The 22,750-nt window shown below is 50.3% G+C and carries 14 protein-coding genes; 5 read left to right on the top strand and 9 right to left on the bottom strand.

Features of this window, described 5'->3' with window-relative positions; all coding sequences use genetic code 11:
* Positions 1 to 18: 18 nt before the first annotated feature.
* Together AAC022_RS04640 and AAC022_RS04645 are read right to left on the bottom strand one after the other, a co-directional pair.
* On the bottom strand, positions 19 to 1,164 hold the full coding sequence (locus AAC022_RS04640; RefSeq protein WP_339728468.1) for a cysteine desulfurase family protein: 1,146 nt from the start codon (positions 1,162 to 1,164) through the stop codon (positions 19 to 21).
* A gap of 48 nt (positions 1,165 to 1,212) precedes the next feature.
* On the bottom strand, positions 1,213 to 2,286 hold the full coding sequence (locus AAC022_RS04645) for a MoxR family ATPase (RefSeq protein ID WP_339728470.1): 1,074 nt from the start codon (positions 2,284 to 2,286) through the stop codon (positions 1,213 to 1,215).
* A gap of 199 nt (positions 2,287 to 2,485) precedes the next feature.
* Between AAC022_RS04645 and AAC022_RS04650 the strand changes: the two genes are divergently transcribed.
* The gene (locus AAC022_RS04650; RefSeq protein WP_339728471.1) at positions 2,486 to 3,301 is read left to right on the top strand and encodes a 3'-5' exonuclease; all 816 of its coding nucleotides are present in this window, start codon (positions 2,486 to 2,488) and stop codon (positions 3,299 to 3,301) included.
* A gap of 13 nt (positions 3,302 to 3,314) precedes the next feature.
* Here the strand turns inward: AAC022_RS04650 and AAC022_RS04655 are convergent, their stop codons facing one another.
* From AAC022_RS04655 to AAC022_RS04670, 4 genes are all read right to left on the bottom strand, one after another.
* The gene (locus AAC022_RS04655; protein WP_339728473.1) at positions 3,315 to 4,514 is read right to left on the bottom strand and encodes a hypothetical protein; all 1,200 of its coding nucleotides are present in this window, start codon (positions 4,512 to 4,514) and stop codon (positions 3,315 to 3,317) included.
* Between the two features lie 224 nt (positions 4,515 to 4,738).
* The gene (locus tag AAC022_RS04660; protein ID WP_339728475.1) at positions 4,739 to 7,888 is read right to left on the bottom strand and encodes a HEAT repeat domain-containing protein; all 3,150 of its coding nucleotides are present in this window, start codon (positions 7,886 to 7,888) and stop codon (positions 4,739 to 4,741) included.
* Positions 7,889 to 7,907: 19 nt separating this feature from the next.
* On the bottom strand, positions 7,908 to 8,873 hold the full coding sequence (locus AAC022_RS04665) for an aldose 1-epimerase (protein ID WP_339728477.1): 966 nt from the start codon (positions 8,871 to 8,873) through the stop codon (positions 7,908 to 7,910).
* A gap of 63 nt (positions 8,874 to 8,936) precedes the next feature.
* The gene (locus AAC022_RS04670; RefSeq protein ID WP_339728478.1) at positions 8,937 to 9,506 is read right to left on the bottom strand and encodes a YqgE/AlgH family protein; all 570 of its coding nucleotides are present in this window, start codon (positions 9,504 to 9,506) and stop codon (positions 8,937 to 8,939) included.
* 379 nt (positions 9,507 to 9,885) lie between these two features.
* On the opposite strand from AAC022_RS04670, the gene AAC022_RS04675 reads away from it, so the two are divergent.
* Positions 9,886 to 11,904: a hypothetical protein gene (locus tag AAC022_RS04675; RefSeq protein ID WP_339728479.1), complete on the top strand. Its 2,019-nt coding sequence runs from the start codon at positions 9,886 to 9,888 to the stop codon at positions 11,902 to 11,904.
* A 133-nt stretch (positions 11,905 to 12,037) separates the two neighbouring features.
* Here AAC022_RS04675 and thiC read toward each other — a convergent pair whose 3' ends face one another.
* A complete protein-coding gene (gene thiC, locus AAC022_RS04680; RefSeq protein ID WP_339728481.1) occupies positions 12,038 to 13,858 on the bottom strand; it encodes a phosphomethylpyrimidine synthase ThiC in 1,821 nt (606 codons plus the stop codon).
* 321 nt (positions 13,859 to 14,179) lie between these two features.
* Between thiC and AAC022_RS04685 the strand changes: the two genes are divergently transcribed.
* Both AAC022_RS04685 and AAC022_RS04690 read left to right on the top strand, forming a co-directional pair.
* Positions 14,180 to 15,166 (top strand): adenosine kinase, encoded by a 987-nt coding sequence (locus AAC022_RS04685; RefSeq protein ID WP_339728483.1) that lies wholly within the window; start codon positions 14,180 to 14,182, stop codon positions 15,164 to 15,166.
* 1 nt (position 15,167) lies between these two features.
* Positions 15,168 to 16,829 (top strand): NCS2 family permease, encoded by a 1,662-nt coding sequence (locus AAC022_RS04690; protein WP_339728485.1) that lies wholly within the window; start codon positions 15,168 to 15,170, stop codon positions 16,827 to 16,829.
* 164 nt (positions 16,830 to 16,993) lie between these two features.
* Here the strand turns inward: AAC022_RS04690 and AAC022_RS04695 are convergent, their stop codons facing one another.
* Together AAC022_RS04695 and AAC022_RS04700 are read right to left on the bottom strand one after the other, a co-directional pair.
* On the bottom strand, positions 16,994 to 18,424 hold the full coding sequence (locus tag AAC022_RS04695) for a hypothetical protein (protein WP_339728487.1): 1,431 nt from the start codon (positions 18,422 to 18,424) through the stop codon (positions 16,994 to 16,996).
* Complete coding sequence (locus tag AAC022_RS04700; RefSeq protein WP_339728489.1) at positions 18,421 to 18,954, bottom strand: sigma-70 family RNA polymerase sigma factor; 534 nt, start codon at positions 18,952 to 18,954, stop codon at positions 18,421 to 18,423. The genes AAC022_RS04695 and AAC022_RS04700 overlap by 4 nt, the downstream gene beginning before the upstream one ends.
* Positions 18,955 to 19,257: 303 nt before the next feature.
* On the opposite strand from AAC022_RS04700, the gene AAC022_RS04705 reads away from it, so the two are divergent.
* Positions 19,258 to 22,698, top strand: a complete 3,441-nt coding sequence (locus AAC022_RS04705) for a DUF1553 domain-containing protein (protein ID WP_339728491.1) — start codon at positions 19,258 to 19,260, stop codon at positions 22,696 to 22,698.
* Positions 22,699 to 22,750: the final 52 nt, after the last annotated feature.

Raw genomic sequence — 22,750 nt, forward strand, 5'->3', positions numbered from 1 at the left:
TCCCGCAGGTTCGGGAGTCTAAGATCGTAGTTGGTTGACCACTCTGCTGATACGGCAAATTGCCTCTTCGATTTCCTCGCTCGTATTGAGGAACGACAGGCTCAACCGGACAGCAGAGCGGTAGATGCGCTCCTCACAGCCCATTGCCAGTAATACGGGAGCCGGGTCTCTTGAACCACTGGCACAGGCACTGCCCAGCGAACACGAAATTCCCGCCAGATCCAGCGAGATCAGTAACGCCTCACCATCCAGGCCGGGAAATGAAATGTTAAGCGTATTGGGCAGCCGTTGTTGTTGAGATCCATTGATCACAACAGGAGAACAGTGTTCGCTGAGCCCCTGTTGCAGGTGGTCTCTCAGATTTGTCACGTGTTGGGTGCGTTGTTCCCTGTCGCGGTTGGCACATTCGAGCGCCCGTGCCATGCCGGCTGCCAACGCGACCGGTTCAGTCCCTGCACGTTTGCCGCGTTCCTGATGACCGCCGGCAATCTGTGGATGCAATCGTGCGCCTTCTTTGACAATCAGCGCACCTGCGCCCCGCGGCCCATGAAATTTATGCGCAGCCAGACTGACGGCCGTCGCACCTGAATCCTGAAAATGAAAGGGAATTTTGCCAATCGCCTGCACACAGTCCAGATGCAGAGGAATCTTTTTCTCTTCACAGATCGCAGCCAGCGGTGCAATGTCCTGGATTACTCCTGTTTCATTATGAGCCAGAAGCAGCGTCACCAGCTGAATCTGATCCCAGTGGAGTTGGCTGAGTGTCTCGGCCCGCAGTCGGCCCTCTGCGTCGAGCGGGATCACCGTTTGTTTGATGCCCCGCGACGCCAGTCTGCGAATCGTATTCACGGTCGCCGGGTGCTCGCCTGCCGGTAAAGCAATTTCGCCCGGCGCACCTGTTAGAAATCCTTGAATGGCCAGATTGATCGATTCTGTACCACCACTGGTAAAAATCACTTCCTGCGGTTTAGCACCCAGCAGTGACGCCAGCAGTTCGCGTGCGTCTTCGAGCACTCTGCGTGCCTGTCGACCTTCGGCATGTGAACTTCCCGGGTTCGCATAATGGGTGCGATACTGCTCTGCCACCAGATCCACGACTTCATCGAGAGGTCGGGTGGTGGAATTGTTATCCAGAAAGATGCGTTGTGAAGCGGGAATCGACATGACTCGTCATTTATTTATAGAGGCCAGCTGAAGCGGCTGCTGCCGGAATTACCCTTTAACGGCTTCCTGTGCCTGCGATTTGAGCTGATTCGGAACATGTTCAATCAGCATATCAATAATATCATCCGGCGCGAGGCCTTTACTGTCCGCCTGAAACGTCGTCACGATTCGATGCCGCAGGACGGCATGCGCGACCGATTTGATATCTTCGGTAGAGACATGAAAGCGTCCTTCCAGGATGGCGCGGGCTTTGGCGCCCAGGATTAAAAACTGCCCCGCACGTGGTCCTGCACCCCACGATAAATATTCTTTGATAAACTTGGGGGCAGTCGCTTCCACTGGACGCGTTGCCCGGACCAGATCACGGGCATAAACAAACACATGCTCGGCGACAGGGACTTTGCGAACTACTTCCTGTAACGCTAAGATCTGACGACCGGTGAGCGCAGCTTCCAGTTGGGGCTGATGGCTTCCCGTTGTTTGTTTCAAAATCATCAGTTCCTCTGCAGCAGTCGGATAGTTGACCACAACATTAAACATGAACCGGTCTAATTGTGCTTCAGGCAGCGGGTAGGTTCCTTCCTGCTCAATCGGATTCTGCGTTGCCAGAACGAAGAACGGCTCAGGCAGTCGATAGGTATTCGAGCCGATGGTTACATTCCGTTCCTGCATTGCTTCCAATAATGCAGCCTGTGTTTTGGGAGGGGTGCGGTTAATTTCGTCCGCCAGTAAGACGTTGGTGAAAAGCGGCCCCTGCATAAACTGAAACGAACGATGTCCCGTTTCCGGATCATCCTGTAAGACGTCGGTTCCCGTGATATCGGAAGGCATCAGGTCAGGAGTAAACTGAATTCTGCGGAATGAGAGATGCAGGATCTTGGCAATCGTACTCACCAGCAGCGTTTTGGCCAGGCCGGGAACACCTACCAGCAGGCAATGGCCGCGGCTGAATAATGAAATCAGAATTTCATCGACTACTTCCGTTTGCCCAATGATCACTTTGCCGATCTCATCCCGCATCAGATGATACGCATTAGACAGACCGCGAATCGCCTGTGCTTCCAGATCGCGTTGCGCTTCTTCATCTTCCTGAACCACCAGTTGATCATCCGGGTTGGTCATATTCACCACAGCCTTATCAAGAAATTACCAAACTGCTATAAATTCTTATTATCGTTTATACTTATCAGCAGAACCTAATGGAAGGGGCCATCCGGCATGTCATGGATGCAAGCCTTCATTATACCGAGTTCCTGTTCGTCAGTTAACGTGTTAACTGTTGATATTATCATAACTTACAAGACTAAATGCGAGCGAAAAAGTGTCCCAGTCCCAAGTTGCTTATCTAGTATTTGACGTGGAAGCCATCGCGGACGGCGACCTGATTTCCCGGGTCCGTTATCCTGGAGAAGAATTGTCTCCCTCGGCCGCTCTCGCCAAGTATCAGGCGGAACAAATGGATGCCACCGGCAGCAATTTTATCCCCGCGACCTATATGTTGCCCATCTCTGTTGCTGTGGCCAAAATCACCGCCGATTTCCGACTCCAGGATTTAACGGTCCTCGATGCGCCCGAGTATCGGCCGCATCTGATTGCAAAGAAGTTCTGGCAAGGTTGGTCACACTACGGCCAGCCCACTTTTGTAACCTTCAATGGACGGGGCTATGATCTGCCGGTTCTGGAATTGGCCGCCTATCGCTATGGCGTGTCATTACCAGAATGGTTCAATCTCGAGGCCCGTAGTTTTGATCAGTCCCGCAATCGGTACAATACTTCAGCGCATCTCGACTTGATGGATTTCTTTTCCAATTTTGGTGCCGGTCGCGTCACGGGTGGTTTGAACCTACTGGCGAATTTGATTGGCAAACCCGGAAAAACCGGCATTGATGGCTCCCAGGTCCAAACGATGTATGACGAGGGAAAGGTCAAAGAGATCAACGACTACTGTCGTTGTGATGTTCTGGATACCTATTTTGTCTTTCTCAGGTCGCGTGTGCTGACGGGGCACCTCAGTGTCGAGGTCGAGCAGGAGATCGTGACCGAAGCCTATCGGTATCTGGAACGCGAATCGGAAGGAAACGCCGCCTATCAGCATTATCTGGAGCACTGGGGTGACTGGGAGACGCCAGCAGAGTGACCCGTGGCAGGTTTTACTGTTTGTACTGAATCTGCATATCCGACAGCAGAAACTGCATTATCTGGTTGTTTCTGATCTCACTGATTTTGATAGGCAGTGGCTGATTGCTGCTGAATTCGATCTCGACTGCATCCCATTTTCCGCCGGCCTGAGGGCTCGGTGGGTTGGTGGGGTTCGGTTTGATTTTCAATGTGATGAATCGCGATGCCGAGGGAGCCGTATCATCTGTCGATAATTCAATGGCAAAGGATTCGATGATAAACGTTTCCTGATCGACGTTGATCAACCAGGGTGGGAGCACTCGCAGAAAAGCGGGCCAGCCAGAGACGATGGTTCCATCAGGTTTGGTATACAGCTTTCGTGGAATCTCAGCAGGCCGGCGATCCCTGGCTTTGTAAATCCTCGCGCCATTACCTAATTTGATTGAGTCAATTCGCTGCGTTTCTGAAACCCAGCGCGAGACGAGTTTTTCGATTTCCTGCAGTTCCGCCTCATTTTTATTCTCTGAACTGGATTTGGAAAACGAAACACGTTTGATCGGACTCATAGCAAAAGCAGGATGTTGTTGAGTTTCAATCTGGGGAAAGGCCGCCTTTGTTACTTTGCGTGCGACAAACTGTGGCGCGTCGTTGGTGTCTACCATTACGGTGGCTGGTGGTACTTTTAAAGCCGTCAATTCAATTGAGGCAAAACCCTGTTTTTGTTTGGATGAATCTGACAGAAACGTCAGCGATTCCGGCAGCATCGATTGAGGATTTATTTGTAATTCGAACGGGCGACACAGATGGCGTGTCAAAACATCTTTCGGTTGACCGCGAAGAACGATGCGCGCGTTGCTTTGGCTGACGACGCGCCACGCATAATCATTCAATAAGGTTTGGGCGGTGACTGGTTGCTGAAATTCGGAGATCAGCGCGAGTTCATGACCGGTGAAATATGTCTGGTTCCCTTTTTTAAACTCTTCTACTTTTGACTGAGGAGTGACTGGTGCCAAAAATCGGGATGCCGCCGACCAGCGCTTCAAGATTTTCTCAGGAGCGAGGGGTACGGGCTTGTAGGTCAGGGAACCCTTAGAGTGTTGATCATATTCAATCGCAGAATTTGATGTTTCGCGCTGATTTGAACGGGGCTGGTCATCTGCCCGAAGCAGTCGATTGCTGAATAAGGTTAAGAGCATCAGAGTACAAGCGAAAATTTGATGACGACGCATCATGGGACTCACTATGAAACGGGGATGCGAATCGAGCTTCGCGAAAGGAGTGGAAACCACAGAAAGGAAGACTGGCAGGGAGTGCCGGGAATGTAGCAGAAAGCCAAAAGCAGGAAAACGGCAGTTTTCCCTCAGACACACCGGCACCACTAACGCTGGTGTGACTTCGTCGATAAGCCCAGGGAAATCAGCAGGTTAGGGCAGAACCCCTTTCCCTGGAGCACGGATTACTCCTGTGGTTTGGTTTTCGCAGGGCCTTTTTTGATCGTTTGCACCAACGACTTGAAGGTGGGGAGTTCTCGTAATTCAGCGAGATCTGGATCTTTCTGCATCCATTCCACATCTGCGAATCCTTGCTGGAATGAGTTTGTCAGATACAGGATGGTTTTCGCCTGATACGCTTTGATTTTTTTCTCTAGATCGGGTGTTTTGGTCTGATCCTTCAGATTGAACAAGGCACGCCCGAAGACACAGGCGGCATTGTATTGGAACAGATCATCGGCAGCGAATTGTTTGGCATGCTCCTCAATCAACTTAATGGCCTTCTCTTCTTCATGGTTATAAACCATGCAGAGGGCCAGCCCGGTAATTGCCTGCGAATTTCGGTTATTAAGTTCAAATACTTTTTGAAAATCTTTCTGTGCCGCCTTCCAGTCAGTCTTATGTAAATGCGTATGACCACGGCCGGTATAGGCTCTCTCATTCTTCGGATCTTGAAGAATGATCTGATCATATACTTTGATCGCTTCATCCCAACGTTCGGTTTCATTGTAAATTTGTGCCTTGATTGTGTAAGGGACAAAGTATTTGGGATTGATTTTAATAGCAGCGTCGCAGGATTTGATGGCATTTTCGAATTGACGCAGTTGAGAATAATGTGAAGCAAGGATGGTGTGTGCGAATGAATTCCGGGGATCAATTTCAATCGCTTTCTGAAGTTGTTTCATCGCTGCTGCCGTTTGAGACTGATTTTTGTAAATCAGTCCCTTAGCCACGTAGAGCCGTGGTTCTTTGTCATCGATTTCGAGCCCCTTATCGGCGTACTGGAGTGCTTCCTCATATTGTTTGAGTGATGTTTTGGCATTCACGATGGCCAGATAGGCAGGTACCAGTTGGGAGTCGATGCTGATCGCGGTCTGAAACTCTTTGATTGCAGTCTGCCAGTCATTTTTATCCTGCAGTAACTGACCATTTCTGAAATACCGGCCCCCCGGAGAACTTCGATAGAAATTGCTCAACGCAGTCAGGGCCGCTTGTTTCTTTGCGTCGATGTTGCCCGTGTACCGCGCTTCCATAATCGCTTCCCGCGCTGCAGGGGTGCCTATGGAAACGAAGGCGGAAAAAATGGGTGACCACTTGGCAGGTTGCTCTGTCTGTTGAAGTCTATTTTGTAGAATTGTGATCGCTTTGGTTGATGAAGAGGTACTTAATCCTTTAACGGCCTCATTTATGACCGATTGATTTTTATCGTCCAATGCTTGCGCGGCCAGCTTAAAATAGTGGGGCGATTTCATTTTCTGCAGTGATGACAGAATCGATACTTTCTCGGTCGAACTCGCTTGGGGATAATATTTCAGAAAGTGCTCATCCACATTCTGATCTCCAATCGAAGCCAGTGTTTTGAGTACTGAGGCGCGCATGCCCGTTTCAAGCTTTGAGTTCTGCAAATATTGAAACAAGAGTGGAATCGCGCGAGGGTCTTTCAAGCGGTCAATAAACGATAACATCGACTGTGTCGGAGCCGTCTGTTGTAGCTGTGCCAAAACATAATTAATGGCCAGTGATTCACTTGGAGAGTCTTTGCGTTTGATTAGTTCCTGAAACGCGACTTCTCTGAACTCGGCGTGTGGAGAACCCAGTGCATCAGTTAAAACCTCAAACAACTGTGGGTGCCCGTTGAGTATCAGAGCTTTGAGCGCAGCTTTGCGCAGCTCCAGATTGTCACTGTCAAGAAATTTGTAAATCTCAGTGCCCCATTGAGGTCGGGGGCTCTGAGCGATGATACTGATGATGGCTTTCTGGGATTCAGGTGGAGACTGTTGCAACAGTTTTAGCAGTACCTTCTGACCTTCCGCAAAACGGGATTCCGCAAGACTGGCGATCGCCATTTCAAACTGTGGTCCGGGGGGCATGCGAGCGACTTCCGTCAGCCGTTCAAAAGCGCGTGGCTCTCCCAGATATCGCAGGGCGTACAACGCTGCCAGTTGAACTGCCGCGTTTTGATGTGTAGTCAATTCCAGCACTAATGGAAGTTCTGCATTTGTTAACTGCCGTCCTCCGCTCATTAATCCTGCCACTTGCACAGAGGGCGACCCTGTGCGGATTTGCTCAGCCACTTTTTCCCGTGACAAAATTCTCATTGCACTGTCGAGGGCCGCATGAATGGCTGCTTCCTCTGTTGCGTGCGCCACTTTCGTTGGCATTATGCTTGGGTAGCGTGGCTTAACATCTTTATACACTTCGCCGGAAAGATGTAACTCGGTGATCATCGTTGGAAATGCGGGGAAGCGAGCTTCCACGATGGAGTTGGTTCCAATGAATTCTGCTGCACGAGGCAACCAATCCTCAACACCAGGATCAAGCTTGGGTTTGGGATCAGGAAAATGAATCACGAACCGTTTGATATTGACTGTCGTAAGTTGATCGATCTCCTGCATCAGGCTTCCGATGTTAATCGAATTCAGTTCTCCCCTGATGGTAAATTTTGCCAGGCATTGACTGGGCCCTATTCTTTGCATGGTATATTGCAATTGTCCCAGTTCAAAGCGGTTCACGTTCAAACGCAAAAGCTGACCGTTCACCGTCGTTTCAAGTTCAATCTTGGGAATGCGCCCCTCTGCCTGAATGTCAGGAAGTATTATCCACAGACTGTCCTGTTTTCCAGGAGCCACTTCGACTTCATCTTTAAATTCCAAGCGGCTCAATATTTGCCTGCCTTGGCGCAGTTGGACTCTTTGGTGACTGAGATTTTTGGGTAATCCGGCGACTGGAACAACCTGTCCGTCGACAGTGGCTTTGATCTGTTTACGGATCAGTTTGAGAGGCTGTCGGCTTTGATTCACCAAGGTCAGCCGAGTCAGAAAGAGATGCTTTTGGTTTTGTATGTTTGTCTTAACTGAATCGTCGATCGTCAGAAAAACTTCTGTTTTAGGGGAAACTGTCGGATGGTGTGCGGGCTGTCGTTTTAACACCTTCAACCGTTGTTCAGTCTCGATCAGTTGCTGTTGGCGTTCGATGTTCGACAGCGGTGAATCCGAAGCCGATACCTTGTCTGGTTTCTGCAGGCTCTTTGACTGTGCTGGAACAACTGCAGTCCATAACAGGAGCGTCGCTGAAATCAGCGCCGTGATCAGGCATTGCCAGTTTCGACTTCGCATTCTGTTTCTCCCGACGTAATTAAACGATCACTTTTCCAGCACGGATTTCAATCCAGGTTTTAATCTCTGATCCTGGCGGCAAGACCCGCAGTCCGGTTTCGGCTTCCTGTCTGGTCAGATTAATGGCATTCGTGACACAGGTATAAGGTTCCAGACAGACACAATCTCGGTTAGCAGGCGTGAAGACAACCAGCTCTGAGAACAGAGAATCGTAGTCCTGAGACACGACCAGCCCTGCCTGCTCATCCATAATCAGACTTTCGTACTGATCAGTTCCTTCCGGCATTCCGCTTAACACATGATCCAGTTTCAGTTGATCGAGCCAGGCTCCTTCCCGTAGATCATGGGCATCCGAGATTGTTTTTTTCACTCCGGTAGGCAGGCAATCTTCCAGCACCCACTCTTCCGAAGCCGGCGCTTCGATCAGACAGTTTTTTGCACTGCTTTTTTCGGACAAGGGAGCTTTGAAATAAGGGTGGGTTCCCAGCCCCCAGGGAACGGAGGTCGTGCCCGGATTTCCAACGCGAATGTCGGCTCGCAGTGTGGCTCCTTTGACCTCATATTTAACTTCGATGAAGATGTCGCCGGGCCAGTATTTCAAACGATTTTTTCCATCAATGCTCAGCTGAAACTGGGCAATTGCGAACGATTCTTCCTGTGCAATCACACGCCAGGGAAGATCCAGGCAAAACCCGTGAATCGCATTGCCCGTTTGGTCATGATAGGTTTTGTCTGCGGGAAGTTCGTAGGTCACACCTTCCCATTTATAACGTGCGTTTGCGATTCGATTGGGAAACGGAAATAGAATCGGGATGCCACTACTACTGGGACGTTGATTGCCTTGCTCAAACTCGGGATGAGCATCAATCACATCGATGCATTGACCGTCCACCATTGCCTGAAACTGATAACAGTTAAAGCCCAATTCCGGTAAAATATGTGCGAACGAACCTGTTTCCGGATCGGTGATTTTTATGGACGTCATACGTAATGTTGCTTTTCATGTAGGTAGATTTAAGTGAGGTGTTAATTCTTCAATTCGCAAAAATCAGTTCCATTCGGGGTGCGCTGTTTCCTCTTGTGGCAGAAAACGTCTCTCTTCCATGGCCCGTTTGAGAAGCACGTCCCAGATGTCATAGGCGTCTATTTCAAAAATATCTTCTGCCTTAGTTCGAGTGTGAAGCCAGTCCATCCGATTAATTTCCGATTCTAACTGCATTGGCGCCCAGCCTGCACAACCAAAGAAAATCCGAAAATCCAAGTGTGGATCTCCTTCGGATATGCGCCAGATGACCTGTTCGAAAACGTCCGGACTGCTCCCCATAAACAAGCCGGGAACAATTGGTTCCTGTGCTTTCTCCAGGTCGCCTGCATTATGCAAGGCAAACATGCCATTCGGTTCGACCGGGCCTCCCATGAATACCATGTCTTCCAGTTTGGGTAGATCAAAATATTTCGAAAGCGCATTCGTGACCGAAAATGAAGAGGGACGGTTTACGATCAGACCCGTGGCCCCTTGCTCATTGTGTTCTACAATCAATACGACGGATCGATAAAAATTGAGATCATTTAACTTGCGGGACGCGACTAAAAAGTGCCCCTTTAAAGATTTCAACATAAAACGATTTACTCTCCTTCATTTCAGGAAATTAAACCCGAACTCTGTTTCGCAAAGACAGTGACTGCACAGCGTTTATTATAACTGGACAAAACCTGAAAAAACAGAGTTAGATTTTTCCGTTCAAATCGACATCTATTTATCGTTTGTTTCTGATGGTTAAACAGGTTACGCCTTTTGCGGGCTCAGATTGGGGCTTTGCCTGGAAAAATTCGAAATTCACTATTTGAAGTTGAACGGATGTCGGCTATTCTGGTGGTGATGCTCAGTAGTTATTGCATGGTGAGTTCCATATCACACTTTTTATTATGGTTTGATCACAATGAAGTCATCAACAACAAAATTCGTTCTTTTCTGTGCGGTTCTTTTCTGTGCGATAGTGAATTCATTTCTTCTCTCTCAAACACTGGTCGCAGAAGAAAGCTACAAACGTTTTACAGTCCGTACCTGGACCTACCGTGATGGTACCGAAGCCACGGGGAAATTAATTACCGTTTCCGGTCCCATCGCAACGCTCAGGCTGGAGGGGCAGGGGACGGTTCGCGTACCGCTTGAGAAACTGAGTGTGAAAGATTTGAATTGGCTCTATGAGTATCACAAGCGGAAAAAACAACTGAGCTTCCTGCCTCCCCAGTATCGTAAACCGCAGACCGCTGTACCAGAATCAAAGCCACAGCCGGAAACACCCAAACCAGCAGAAACGGCGCCCGAAAAAAAACAGCCCGAAAAGAGCATGCCCGTTAAACCGGTCACGGTAGAGTCTTATAAGCCGTTTACAGTGCGTGAATGGACGTTGAAGGACGGAAAACAACACAGAGCCAAATTGCTTTCACTGCACAAGGGAAAACTGGTGTTGCAGAAAGAACCGTTAGCCATATTGCGTCTTACTCTCGATCAGCTCAGCCAGAAAGATCTAGATTGGGTGATTGAATATCACCATCGGAATAAGATGCAGGCGTTCTTGCCCAACGAGTATCAGGGAGAGCGGGCAGGCAATCCTTCGAGTGGGGTACCACAGGTCAATTTACCGCCTGTGATAAAGATGAATAATCCGATCAAGCCCGGTCAAAATCCACTGGAAATGGCGCGGGAAAAAGCAAAAGCACAGATGAAAAAACATCGGGAGGAAATGCGCGAGAAAGCCAAAGAACCTGCGAAGGATGACGATTCCAAAGTGGTCAAAGCGAATACCGAAATCGATCCGGCTCTGGTCGCCGCTCTGAGAGATTTTCGAGTCTGGACTGATAAAAAAGGTCAGAAGTCTGAAGCGCGCTTAGGTAGTATCAATGGTCGCGAAATCATGTTTTCCACACGGGGATTAGGTTTTGCACGCGTGCATATTGGCACCCTGATTGAGGAAGACCTGCAACTGCTCAGAGATGCGTTAAAAATGCACGGCCGCATGGACGAAATTCCGCTCGTCTATCGCGAAGACCTCGATCCGAATCTTTCACCGACAAAACTGAAACAAATCATCCGTGTGAATAATCACCGTAAGTGGACCGATCTGTCAGGGAATTCTGTAGGTGCCTCCTATGTGAAAATGGAAGACGGCAAGGTGATTCTGATCATCACGAAAACCGGTACGACGCAGGAGTTTCCTTATTTGAACTTCTCAGCAGAAGACCAGGAGTATGTTCAGGACCGTCTGAAAAAAGAAATTCCCGGCAACTTCTTTCCTGCGGAAGCGGCAGCAGTCGATCTTTCCTTGACACCTGCAGAGCGAGAAGAAGAGTTCCGCATCTGGACCGACCGCAGCAAACGTCAAATCAAAGGCAAGTTTGTCCGGTTAGCGTACGGCGATTCTGTTGCTGTGATCAATACGGGGGAAAAGGAAGAACTGTTCATTACGGAATTCTTCAGTGATGGGGACTTGAGCCTGATTAAACCCCGCAAACAGAAACAGACAGACCAACTGGCAATGAACGGGGCAGGCAATCAGGGCATTTCAAGGCCCCAATCGACACTGCTGAAAGATATGGAGCGATTGCGTGAAATGAGCCAAAGGAATATGAATCAAGCCAACTCCAATCGCCAAGATCAGCGTCGCTTTCGGAGTTCCTTTCCTCCGCCGAATAATCCATCACCTCCGGCTGGGATTGGCGTTCCTCAATGGGAATATGAATTCGAATGCAATTGGTGCAGTCATAAATTCCAAGCTCAAACAAAGAATGGTGCAGCCTGTCCTTCTTGTGGTACTAAAAATAGCGATAATATCTACGTCTGTACTCGCTGTGATAAAAAGTTTAAAAGCGACGTGAAGGCAAAGAAGTTGCGTTGTCCCAATTGTAAAGCAGGCTTCTTGGGTAATAGCAACTTTTGGGCGGCGATCATTAAACTTGTTGTTGTGGTTATCTTGCTGGCCAGCGGGGGCGGTTACTACAGATCTAGAAGATAAATGTTCCTATCTGTTCACGAGACTCAAGAATCGTTTTTGCTCGATGCTGAATTTCGCGCAAGAAACAACCCCGGTTTTTCCACGCAAAAAATGGCTCTCTGTGAATTCACTTCAATCGGCAGCAAGCGATGCGCTAAGGTCGTCGATTCAACACGGGCAGCTCTTTGGATGTCTGCATCTGCTGTGCTTCTTCGGGAGCCACGAAATCACTGTGGCACGATGCTTTGTCCTGTTCTTCGTCAGTCATTTTGTTTTTGACTTTCGATGCCAGCTTGTGGATTTGATCCGGGCTGAGTACGCCGCGTTTCTCCAGAATTTCCTGCTGTTCTTCGGTCAACGGCAGTGTTTTCTTGGCCTTGTCCCAGGCATAGTCTTCCGATTTGCCTGACATGAATTCCTGAATCTCTTTCGAAATTCGCACACTGCACCAGTCATGGCCACACATTGCACAGAAGTCTGTGTCGACGTCCAGATCTTCGTCATGCAAAGCGCGAGCCGTGTCAGGGTCGAAGCTCAACTCGAAGTGTTTTTCCCAGTTCAGAGCAGCACGGGCTTCGGTTAGTTCATCATCGCGATTCCGGGTTCCCGGAATGCCGAGTGCCACGTCAGCTGCATGGGCGGCAATCTTGTATGCAATACACCCTTGTTTGACGTCGTCTTTTTTAGGTAAGCCCAAATGCTCTTTTGGCGTCACATAACACAGCATGCTCGCACCGTGGTAGCCGGCTGCCGTCGCACCGATACAACTTGTGATGTGATCGTAACCGGGGAAGATATCTGTTACCAACGGTCCCAGCACATAGAACGGAGCACCGTGGCACAGTGTGCGCTGAAGCTTCATGTTAAATTCGATTTGGTCGAAGGAAATGTGCCCCGGTCCTTCGATCATGACCTGCACCCCTTTTTTCCAGGAACGTTCGGTCAATTCACCCAGCACGCAAAGCTCTGCCAGTTGAGCACGGTCGGAACCATCGGCCAGTCCGCCGGGACGTAAACCATCGCCGATCGAAAAACTGACGTCGTATTCCCGCATGATATCACAAATGTCGTCCCACAGCTCATACATCGGGTTTTGCTGTTTATTGTGCAACATCCATTTCGCCAACAGTGAACCACCACGGCTGACAATCCCGATCAGTCTTTTTGCGACTAATGACAAATGCTCCTGCAAGACGCCAGCATGAATCGTGAAGTAGTCTACACCCTGTTCCGCTTGATGTTTCAGCATCTGCAGAATGCTGGCATGGTCCAGATCTTCCAGACGACGGGCGATGATCATCGAGTAAATGGGAACGGTCCCGATTGGAACGGAACTGTTTTGAATGATTGCCTGCCGACAGCCGTCGATGTCTCCCCCGGTGGAAAGGTCCATCACGGTGTCCGCACCCCACTTCTGTGCCCATGTTAATTTTTCGACTTCTTCGTCCGTGCCTGAAGAGACCGGCGAGGCGCCCATGTTAGCATTGATTTTCGTTTTCGAAGCACGGCCAATCGCCATTGGGTCCAGCTTGTAGCCAAGGTGAACTTTGTTGGCCGGGATAATCATACGACCGGCGGCGATTTCGTCGCGGATCTGTTCGGCGGTCAGATGAGGTTCCCGTTCCGCAACCCGTTCCATTTCCGGAGTGATCGTCCCACAGCGGGCAAGTTCCAGTTGAGTGACTGGTAGAAAATCAGTTGGTGGCGTCCAGGCATCTGCGGTTTCATAATTTTCTTCAAAGCCGGCTTTCAGCTCCCAGCCTTCCGGCATGAAATCCCAGGCTGTTTTTTTAGAGACGCCCGGCATGCCCGGAGTATCAGGTGAAGAGAACGTCAACGCACCTTGGGCTCCCGGCGCAATCTGTGGCGGATTCGCGAAACTCCCCGGATTCGTCTGGTTAGGACGCGTCGAGGGATTTCCACCAATGGGTGGGAGTGAGTACATCAGGTCATACGCAGATGAGGAGTTCGTCATGCTTAAAGCATCCTTCAATTGTTGATGCGGTGGTTTTGAGTCTGTTTCTCTTGTGTTTTGTTATTGGAGAATCCAGGCCAGAAATCATAACAACTTGCAGTAGCACTGTCCCCGATGGGGACGCTTTCTGGATTCTTGCTTATATAGTAGTGACCTGACTGCTTTTTTCAAACTGATTAGATGGTTACTCTCTGTGGTTTCCCATTGAATAGCGCTTTGGTTATGATTTGCACATTGTGAATAATATAGATCTGGAGTTCGATCTGCCCTACAAAAAGGTCGATTTGAAACGATTCTGAATCCATCAGGTTAAGGTAAATCATGCAATACGATGTATATGGCGTTGGAAACGCTTTGGTTGATATACAGGCACGGGTCTCCGATGCCACGCTGGAAAAACTGGGTTTTACCAAGGGTGTCATGACTCTGGTTGATGAAGAAACACAGCAAAAAGTCCTCGGCGAACTGGATGGCGCACCAATTTCGCAATGTGCCGGCGGTTCTGCAGCCAATACCATCTTGGGAGTCGCTGATTTCGGGGGAAATGCAGCCTACGCCGGAAAAGTGGCCAGTGACATGCTCGGCGAATTTGACCTGGCCGATATGCGAAAACTGGGCGTAACCATCGACGTTGACCCTGCCTCGGAAGGACATACCGGGACCTGTGTTGTCCTGATTACCGAAGACGCCCAGCGTACCATGCTCACCAATCTGGGGGTTTCCGCCACTCTGAGTGTGGACGATATAAACGAAGAACATATCAAACAATCGGAATATGTGTATGTGGAAGGTTATCTATTTACGGGAGAAACCCAGAAACAGGCTGCCTACCGTGCGATCGAACTCGCCAAAAAACATGATGTAAAAGTCGCATTCACCGTTTCTGATCCGTTCCTGATCAACTTGTTCCGAGACGAATTCCAGCAATTGATCGAAGGTCCTGTCGACTTACTATTTTGTAATTTGGAAGAAGCCCGCAGCCTGACCGGTAAACACGACGCCGTCGATTGTGCCCATATCATTCATAAACATGTTCCGAATCTTGCGCTCACTCTGGGCTCCGATGGGTCTATTCTGATGCATGAAGGACGCATTATTCCCATTGAAGGTGTTGAGACTGAGGCGATCGATACGACGGGTGCCGGCGATATGTATGCCGCGGGCATCCTGTATGGAATTACCAATGGTTTGAACTGGCATCAATCGGGCCACCTTGCCTCACACGCAGCCGCCCGTATCGTCTCGCAATTAGGCGCTCGATTGCAAAAACCTTTCACAGAGGAAGACATCAAGGAACTGCTCAGTTGATATGAAGCACAGCAATTACCCCCTCTTCGTACGACGCGACCTGGACGGTTTTTTCGCTTTGATGATCGATAACCTCGTCCAGCTTCTATTAATCGTGGCGTTGTGTGGCCTGTGTGGAATCTCTGCCGATTCCAAATTGCTACTGCAATATATCCTTCCTGGAGCGGCACTCAGTATTCTGTTCGGGAACATTTTTTACGCCTGGCAGGCACACCAGTTGGCGAAACGGGAAAATCGGAGCGATGTTTGCGCCCTCCCGTACGGCATTAATACGCCCTCACTGCTGGTTTACATTTTTTTTGTGATGGTTCCCGTCTATCAGCGCACGAATAGTCCCGAGGCAGCCTGGCAAATGGGTTTGCTGGCCTGTTTTGGCAGCGGCATCATCGAATTTTTTGGTGCGTTTGTCGCAGATCGGGTACGAAAACTGACTCCGCGGGCGGCTCTACTTTCTACGCTTGCCGGCATCGCCATCGGCTTTATCTCCATGACATTCGCGCTGAAAATCTATCAGAGACCGCTGATTGCCATGCTTCCGGCAGCCGTCGTATTGCTGACGCTCTTTTCGCGTACCAAACTTCCGTTTCGCATTCCGGGCGGATTGCTGGCGATCATTGTCGGCACCATCTGCGCCTGGGTACTCCCCGAAGTGGTACCGCAACTCATGCAAGGCTCCGCCATGAGTACGGATGCAATCAAGACAGCCTGGGGACAGTGGGGCTGGTATCCACCACAATTCGCGGGTTCCGCGCTCTGGGAATTGCTGAAAGAGCCCAGTGAGTGGCTGGGTTATATGTCAGTGATTTTTCCGATGGGCCTGTTTAACGTGATTGGCAGTATGCAGAACATCGAATCGGCTGAAGCCGCCGGCGACAGTTATCCTGCGAAACCCGCCATGATTGCCAACGGTGTCGGAACTATTCTGGCTTCACTGCTCGGTAGCTGTTTTCCCACGACGATATATATCGGACATCCGGGCTGGAAAGAAATGGGCTCGCGGGCCGGTTATTCCACCTTAAACGGCATCTTTTTTCTATTCATCTGTCTCACGGGAACCACAGGCGTCATCAGCAAGATCATTCCCCTCGAAGCCGGAATCGCAATTGTGCTCTGGATCGGCATGGTGATTACCGCGCAGGCATTTCAGGCTTCTCCCAAACGACACGCGCCCGCCGTCGCACTCGGGTTATTCCCGGCGATCGCCGCCTGGGGCGCAACGGTGATGCAGGGCACTCTACTTGTCGGTGGGGGTAAGTCACTACAGGAAATTCTCTCCACGAATCTATTTACCGAAGTCAATGGATTTCTGGTGCACGGCCTGGTTGTCATGGAACGCGGTTTTATTTTTACCTGCATGATCCTGGCCGCCATCTGTGCTTGCCTGATTGATGGCAAATACCGTTCGGCCGCAGTCTGGTCTGTCATTGCGGCACTGTTTGCGTTTGTTGGTCTCACCAGCGCCTACGAAATCATCGGCAACGACATTCATTTTCGACTGGCATTCACGGCAGAGAATGTCGACGGCTTCACCTTCCATGCGACAGGCATCGGCGTTGGTTATTTGCTGTTCGCCGCCACCTTTCTGATCCTCGGCGGATTCAAAGACGATCCGCCTCTCCCTGAAACCGATGAGCCCGATTCCGAACTAAGTTCCAGGCATTGAGAAAACAAATCCTGTCATCTCCAGAAAAATGGGTAAGCCCGAATATCATTCGAGCCGAACAGAGCGAGCAGGGAATTGACAGTAACACAAATCCACTGAGAGAATTCGTGGTTGCTGTTCCTGGTTGAAACGTGTGAATGAGTTCGATCTACGCCATCAGAAAACTACGGCTGTGTCGGTGCTTCATAAATGCGCACATTGCGAAACTGACTCTCGGCGCGGGCAATCACATCTTCATCGGCAATGAAATGCAGATAACGATATTTCCCAGTCAGATAACGGCCCACACGAATCCGAAATCGTTTCCAGCCGGTTCCCGTATACGTGTTAAACTGCTGTCCGATGTGGGACCAGGCTTCGTAGCCATAGATCTGGAACACATGATTCGGTCTATCGTATTTCTTATCAGAGTCAAAACCAAAACCGTGAATCTGACCTTGATGCGAGGAGCGGAAATCAAATTCGATCACCGTGTTGGGGGTGATCTTTGTGTTGATATCCAACGTCTTCCAGGCGTTCCCCCACAGACGAATTCCTTTGCCTTGTTCAATTAACTGGTAATCAGTGGGGAGTTCATATTGCCCGTCCTGAAAACTGTAAGGCTCAATTTTATGTGCTGCAAAGTCGATGGCTGGGATATCTCCAGGAGGATCCGCAACGGAAAACTGATCGCGTGTCGGGAAGGCACTCTGGTCTGCCAGTTGACGAAGCACTTCCTGACCATTGCCATCAAAGACAATCGACTGTCCGGCTTCCACAGTGATCGAATCTGCGGCTTCCGGCGTCTGATCCTGAATCATCACTGCGTCAGGTTGTGGCTGTGATCGAGAAACAGTAACACTTCCCTCAAACACATGCAGTTCGGTTTGTTCATCGGGTGTCACTGAAAGACCAAAGTTGGCAGACTGTGACAGAATCGCCAGATTGTCGGTCGTCAACGTGAAATCGTGAGCCCGTGATGTTCCGACAACGGCTAAGCGACCCGACCTTAAATAGGCGCGATCATCCGAATTGACTCCCAGCTCGGCAGGTCCCTGTAACGCGATCGTGGTACCGCTCAAAAAGTCGATCAGGGAGCGTCCGGACTTTAATTTTAGCCAACCCGGAACAAGTGGTTTGCTGACATCCTGAGTCCATTCGGTCTGTTCCCAAACCGGATGATGTTCCTCAATGATCATCGCAGCAGGAACACCATCACTCGAATCCAGTCGCGCGATTGCTTGACTGGGATGGCTTTCCATAAGCAGAAGCACGGTCAGAAACAGACAGACGGCAACGGTCGCCGCCAGTGCATATCGCATGAACGCCAGTTGCTTTCGCGCCGAGACAACACCGGGGTCAACGCCCGGTTGTGATACAGCCGCTTCAGGTGTCAGGCAGAACAGATCCGGCAGCGGCGCGGTTTGCCCCTGTTCCCATTGTAGCAGGGAATCGGTATTCATCATTTCCAGATAAAGGTCCCTGGCAGCAGCATCCGATTCCAGACGTTCCAGAAAAGCCTGGCTTTCTTCTTCGGTAAGTAGACCATCGAGAAAGGCGGAGATGATTTCCTGGGGATCGTTCTGGTCCTCGGAAGGTTGATGATTCTGATTCATGACAAATTTTCTCCCTGCTCACGGGCAAGTGTTTTTTGAACGCACTCTTGTAAAAGTTGCCGTATGCGATACAGCGTTTGAGAAACAGCGCCGACGGAACGACCCTGTTCCGCGGCAATCGCCTGGACCGATCCGCCCGCTGCATAGCGCTGCTGAATCAGACGGCGGCTTTGTTCCGGAAGTTTGGCAAGACAGCGCGAGAGCACACGCTGCAGGTCATGTGAACCTGCCAGCTTCTCTTCGTTTTGTTTGGCCAGCATCGAAACCAGTTCCACATTAAAGACCATCGAATCACGTTTATTGTCCCGGTAGAAAGCTAACACCTGATAGTAAGCCACCTTGCAAGCCCAGGCGACAAAATTGGTGCCCGCTTCGAACTCTTCCGCACGACGCCAGAGCACCAGGTTTGTTTCTTGCAGCACATCCTGCACCGCTTCTGAGTCCGGCAGCAATGACCGGATATAAGCATAAAGCACGCTCTGGTGAGCGGTTATGAGTTGAACGAAGTTTTCAGTTTCTTCAGGCTTCAAATCGATGGTGACCTCAATCTATGTACCACCGAAGATCGGCAGTGTTGAAATTCTCTGCCTTTATATACCAGAAAACACGGGATCTCACAAAAAGAGGGGCATTCCCGCAAAAAAATCATAAATTGAACTCACCGCGCCTGATTTGGCGTGAGATCACCTTGGGTACCGGTATATTAGATTAGTTCATGATTTACGACGTTCTTGTGTACAGCGTGTTTGTCGAGTCTGGAATGCTCTGTTTCAGATAAAATTCGCCTGCAGTGACGTCTCTTCTGAGAACCTGATTGTCTGGAATTGCCCGCTATGAACCAATTGGTATCCGTTAAGCGTTCCCTTTACCTGCTGGGTCTCTTGCTCGCCCTGCCTCTCTCTGCGAGCCCATCCTACGCTCAAAAAGAAAAAAGTACCCAAGCCGCCCCGACCAGTTATAGGGAGTTGATTCTTTCAGACCAGCCAACGCTCTACTGGAATTTTGAGACGCCTGCTTCTGAAGGTTACAGCAGCGTTGTGGCTGATCAAGAAAAATCCAAGCCTGTGAAAGCGCTGGTCAGCGGTCAGCTAGCTAAGCCGGCAGCCGGGCCTCGCCCTTCTGAATTTCCTCTGTTCGACGCCAAAAACCAGGCCGCCGGATTCGAGCCGGGGAAGGGTTTCCTGCGGGTGGTCGATCCAGGGGAAAATAGTCCGCTCGATTTCAACGCTGGTGACGCGATTACGATCGAAGCCTGGGTGAATTTGAATTCTACAAAAGCGGGGCGATTCTCTTATATTCTCGGGAAGGGCCGTACACATCGAAAAGGAGTGCCCCAGGATAATCAGAACTATAGTCTGCGGGTGACCGGTTCGGAAATCAGCTTTCTGTTTTGTACTCAGCCTGAGAAGAAAGATGGGGAGCCGACCTATCATCGCTGGACTTCAACTGGTTCCGGGATCAGTGCCCACAATTGGCACCATGTGGCGCTGACTTATACGTTTGCTAAAAAGAAAAGTCTGAAAGCCTATATTGATGGTAAGTCCGTATCCGGTAGATGGGATGTGGGCGGTGATACAACACGTGCGCCAGTAGTCGATAACGATGAGCTCTGGATCGGCTCTTCCATGGGCGGATCGGCCAATAGTTCGCTTGATGGTTTGCTGGATGAAGTCGCCGTCTATCGAAAAGCACTCTCAACGAAACAGATTGCTGCTCACTATAAATTTGTCGCTCCCAAGCCACGTATCGACTGGACGGCGATTCCCAATGACCGGGTGCAGGTAGATGTCTACGAAGGGGTCCCCAATCAGAAGTCCTGGAGTTTCCGTCCGCCCCGTTTGGCAGAAACGTTCACGCAGCCCCACTTTGCATTGATTGAAATTCCCAACCGCTACTCGGCTCGTGGCGTGAAAATCGATCGCCCCGATCCATTTCTGGTGCGGGCGATGTCGCGAATAACGCTCCCCAAAGGCAAAAAACGGATACTGGTTCGTGCCCGTAATGCGTCGCGGCTGTATATCGACGGTAAGCTGATTGTGGAAACTGGTTTTCATAATATTTCGAGCAGTGCTCACGGCAAAGTTTATGATGTCGACCTGAGCCTGTCGCCGCAGATTCGTCCTCTGCAACGGGGGGATCAGGAAAAAGTGGTTGAATTTACGGGTGACGGCAAACCGCATCGCGTGCGGTTCGAAATGATCGTGGGTGGTTTTCGGCATCGGCCTGATTTCGGGGAAACGGCCGTTTTCATCAGCGATCCCAGCAAGGATTTTCAATTGCTGACTCCGTCCGATCAGGTCGTGATGCTGACCGACGAGGACTGGTTATCTTTCGCTCGCCAGTACCGCTACGATCAAATCGCTGTCAACGCGAAACGTCGCCGGGAAGCTTCAGCGAAAGAGGACGAGTACTGGGACTGGCGGCACAAGCTGGCAAAAGAGGAAACGCTCAAGCAGCCTCAAGCCAAAACGCCTGCAGCATCCAAAGGTTTGCGAGCGAATAACGCCATCGATCATTTCATTAATCGTCGTCTGGCAAAAGAGAAAGTGAAACAGTCACCTCAGTTGAATGATCTGGCATTTCTGCGCCGGCTATCGCTTGATACCACCGGGACAGTTCCGGCACCTGCACTGGTTAAAGAATATCTGGCACAGAAGCCGGAGTCTCGCCGGTCCTTCGCGATCACGCGTTTGATCAATGATCCCGCCTGGGCCGATAACTGGGTTGGCTATTGGCAGGACGTGCTGGCTGAGAACCCCAATATCGTAAATCCGACTTTGAATAACACCGGACCCTTTCGCTGGTGGATTCACGAATCGTTCTATGACAACAAACCCTTCGATCGTTTCCTGACCGAATTGGTGATGATGGAAGGCAGCAAATACTTTGGCGGTCCGGCCGGTTTTGAAATGGCATCACAGAATGATGCTCCCATGGCGGCCAAGGCCCATATCATTGGGCAGACCTTTCTGGGCTTGAATATGAAGTGTGCTCGCTGTCACGATGCGCCGTTCCATGATTTCAAACAGCGTGATCTGTTCAGCCTGGCGGCGATGCTCAAGCGGTCATCGCAGGGCGTGCCTAAGACCAGTTCCATTCCCGGCTTCGATCCTAAGTCAAATTCTCTACTGGTCTCGGTCACGTTATTACCGGGAGAAAATGTGACACCCAAATGGACGTTTGATGAACTGATCAAGCCCGGCACGTTTCCAGAAAACTACCTGCGGTCTCCCAAAGATACTCGTGAGGAACTCGCAGCGATTATGACTGCTCCTCAGAACGAACGGTTTGTGAATGTCATAGTGAACCGGGTCTGGAAACGATACTTGGGGTATGGCCTGGTAGAGCCGGTCGACGACTGGGATGGTCAGGAACCCTCTCATCCAGAGCTACTCAAATATCTGTCGCAGCAGTTCGTGATACACGGCTATGACTTAAAGCATCTGGCAGGTCTGATTTTTGAATCAGACCTGTATCAGCGACAGGCGGCAACCGATGTCGCAAAAATGGAATCACTGGTTGATGGTACTTACAATTTTGCATCTCCGGTTCTACGTCGCATGGAAGCGGAGCAAATTGTGGATTCACTGTTTGCCATTTGCGGAAAGCCACTCGACGCCGGTCGGATGTGTATCGACATTGATGGCGCCCGCAATTATCGCAGCTCGCTCGATCTGGGAACGCCACGTCGTGCGTGGCAGTTTACTTCCCCGTCAAATGAACGGGATCGCCCCAGTTTGGCGCTGCCGTTTGGACAACCCTTCATTACGCTGATGAAAACGTTTGGCTGGCGTGATACGCGTCAAAGTCCGGTCACCATTCGCGAGTACACAGCGACTGCTCTGCAACCGGCGATTCTCGCCAATGGCTTGTTAGGTCAGCGTTTCACCCGGCTTTCCGATGACAGCGCTTTCACGGAACTCGCTTTACAGGATCAACCGCTGGAAGCGTTGATTCAAGAAACCGTGATAAAAATGCTGACGCGTGAGCCGACGGCTGAGGAACGCAAAATGTTTTTAGCGCTGCTGCAACCGGGATATGCGGAGCGGATCAATTCGAATGCCGAAATCGTCAGCCGCGAGCGGTTGCCGCGAAATCTGGTGAGCTGGTCCAACCATGTGAGCCCCCGGGCCAATGAAATCAAAGTGGAACTTGAGAAAGCGGTTAAAAAAGGAGATCCACCGACCAAACGCCTGAATGAGGATTGGCGGAATCGCTACGAGGACGTGCTCTGGACTTTGTTGAATTCTCCGGAATTTATCTTTGTGCCTTAATTGAAAACCGATCTGAACAAATCGCACTTTTTGGCGTATTTAATGCGGTTGG

The sequence above is a fragment of the uncultured Gimesia sp. genome (assembly GCF_963976445.1).
Taxonomy (GTDB): domain Bacteria; phylum Planctomycetota; class Planctomycetia; order Planctomycetales; family Planctomycetaceae; genus Gimesia.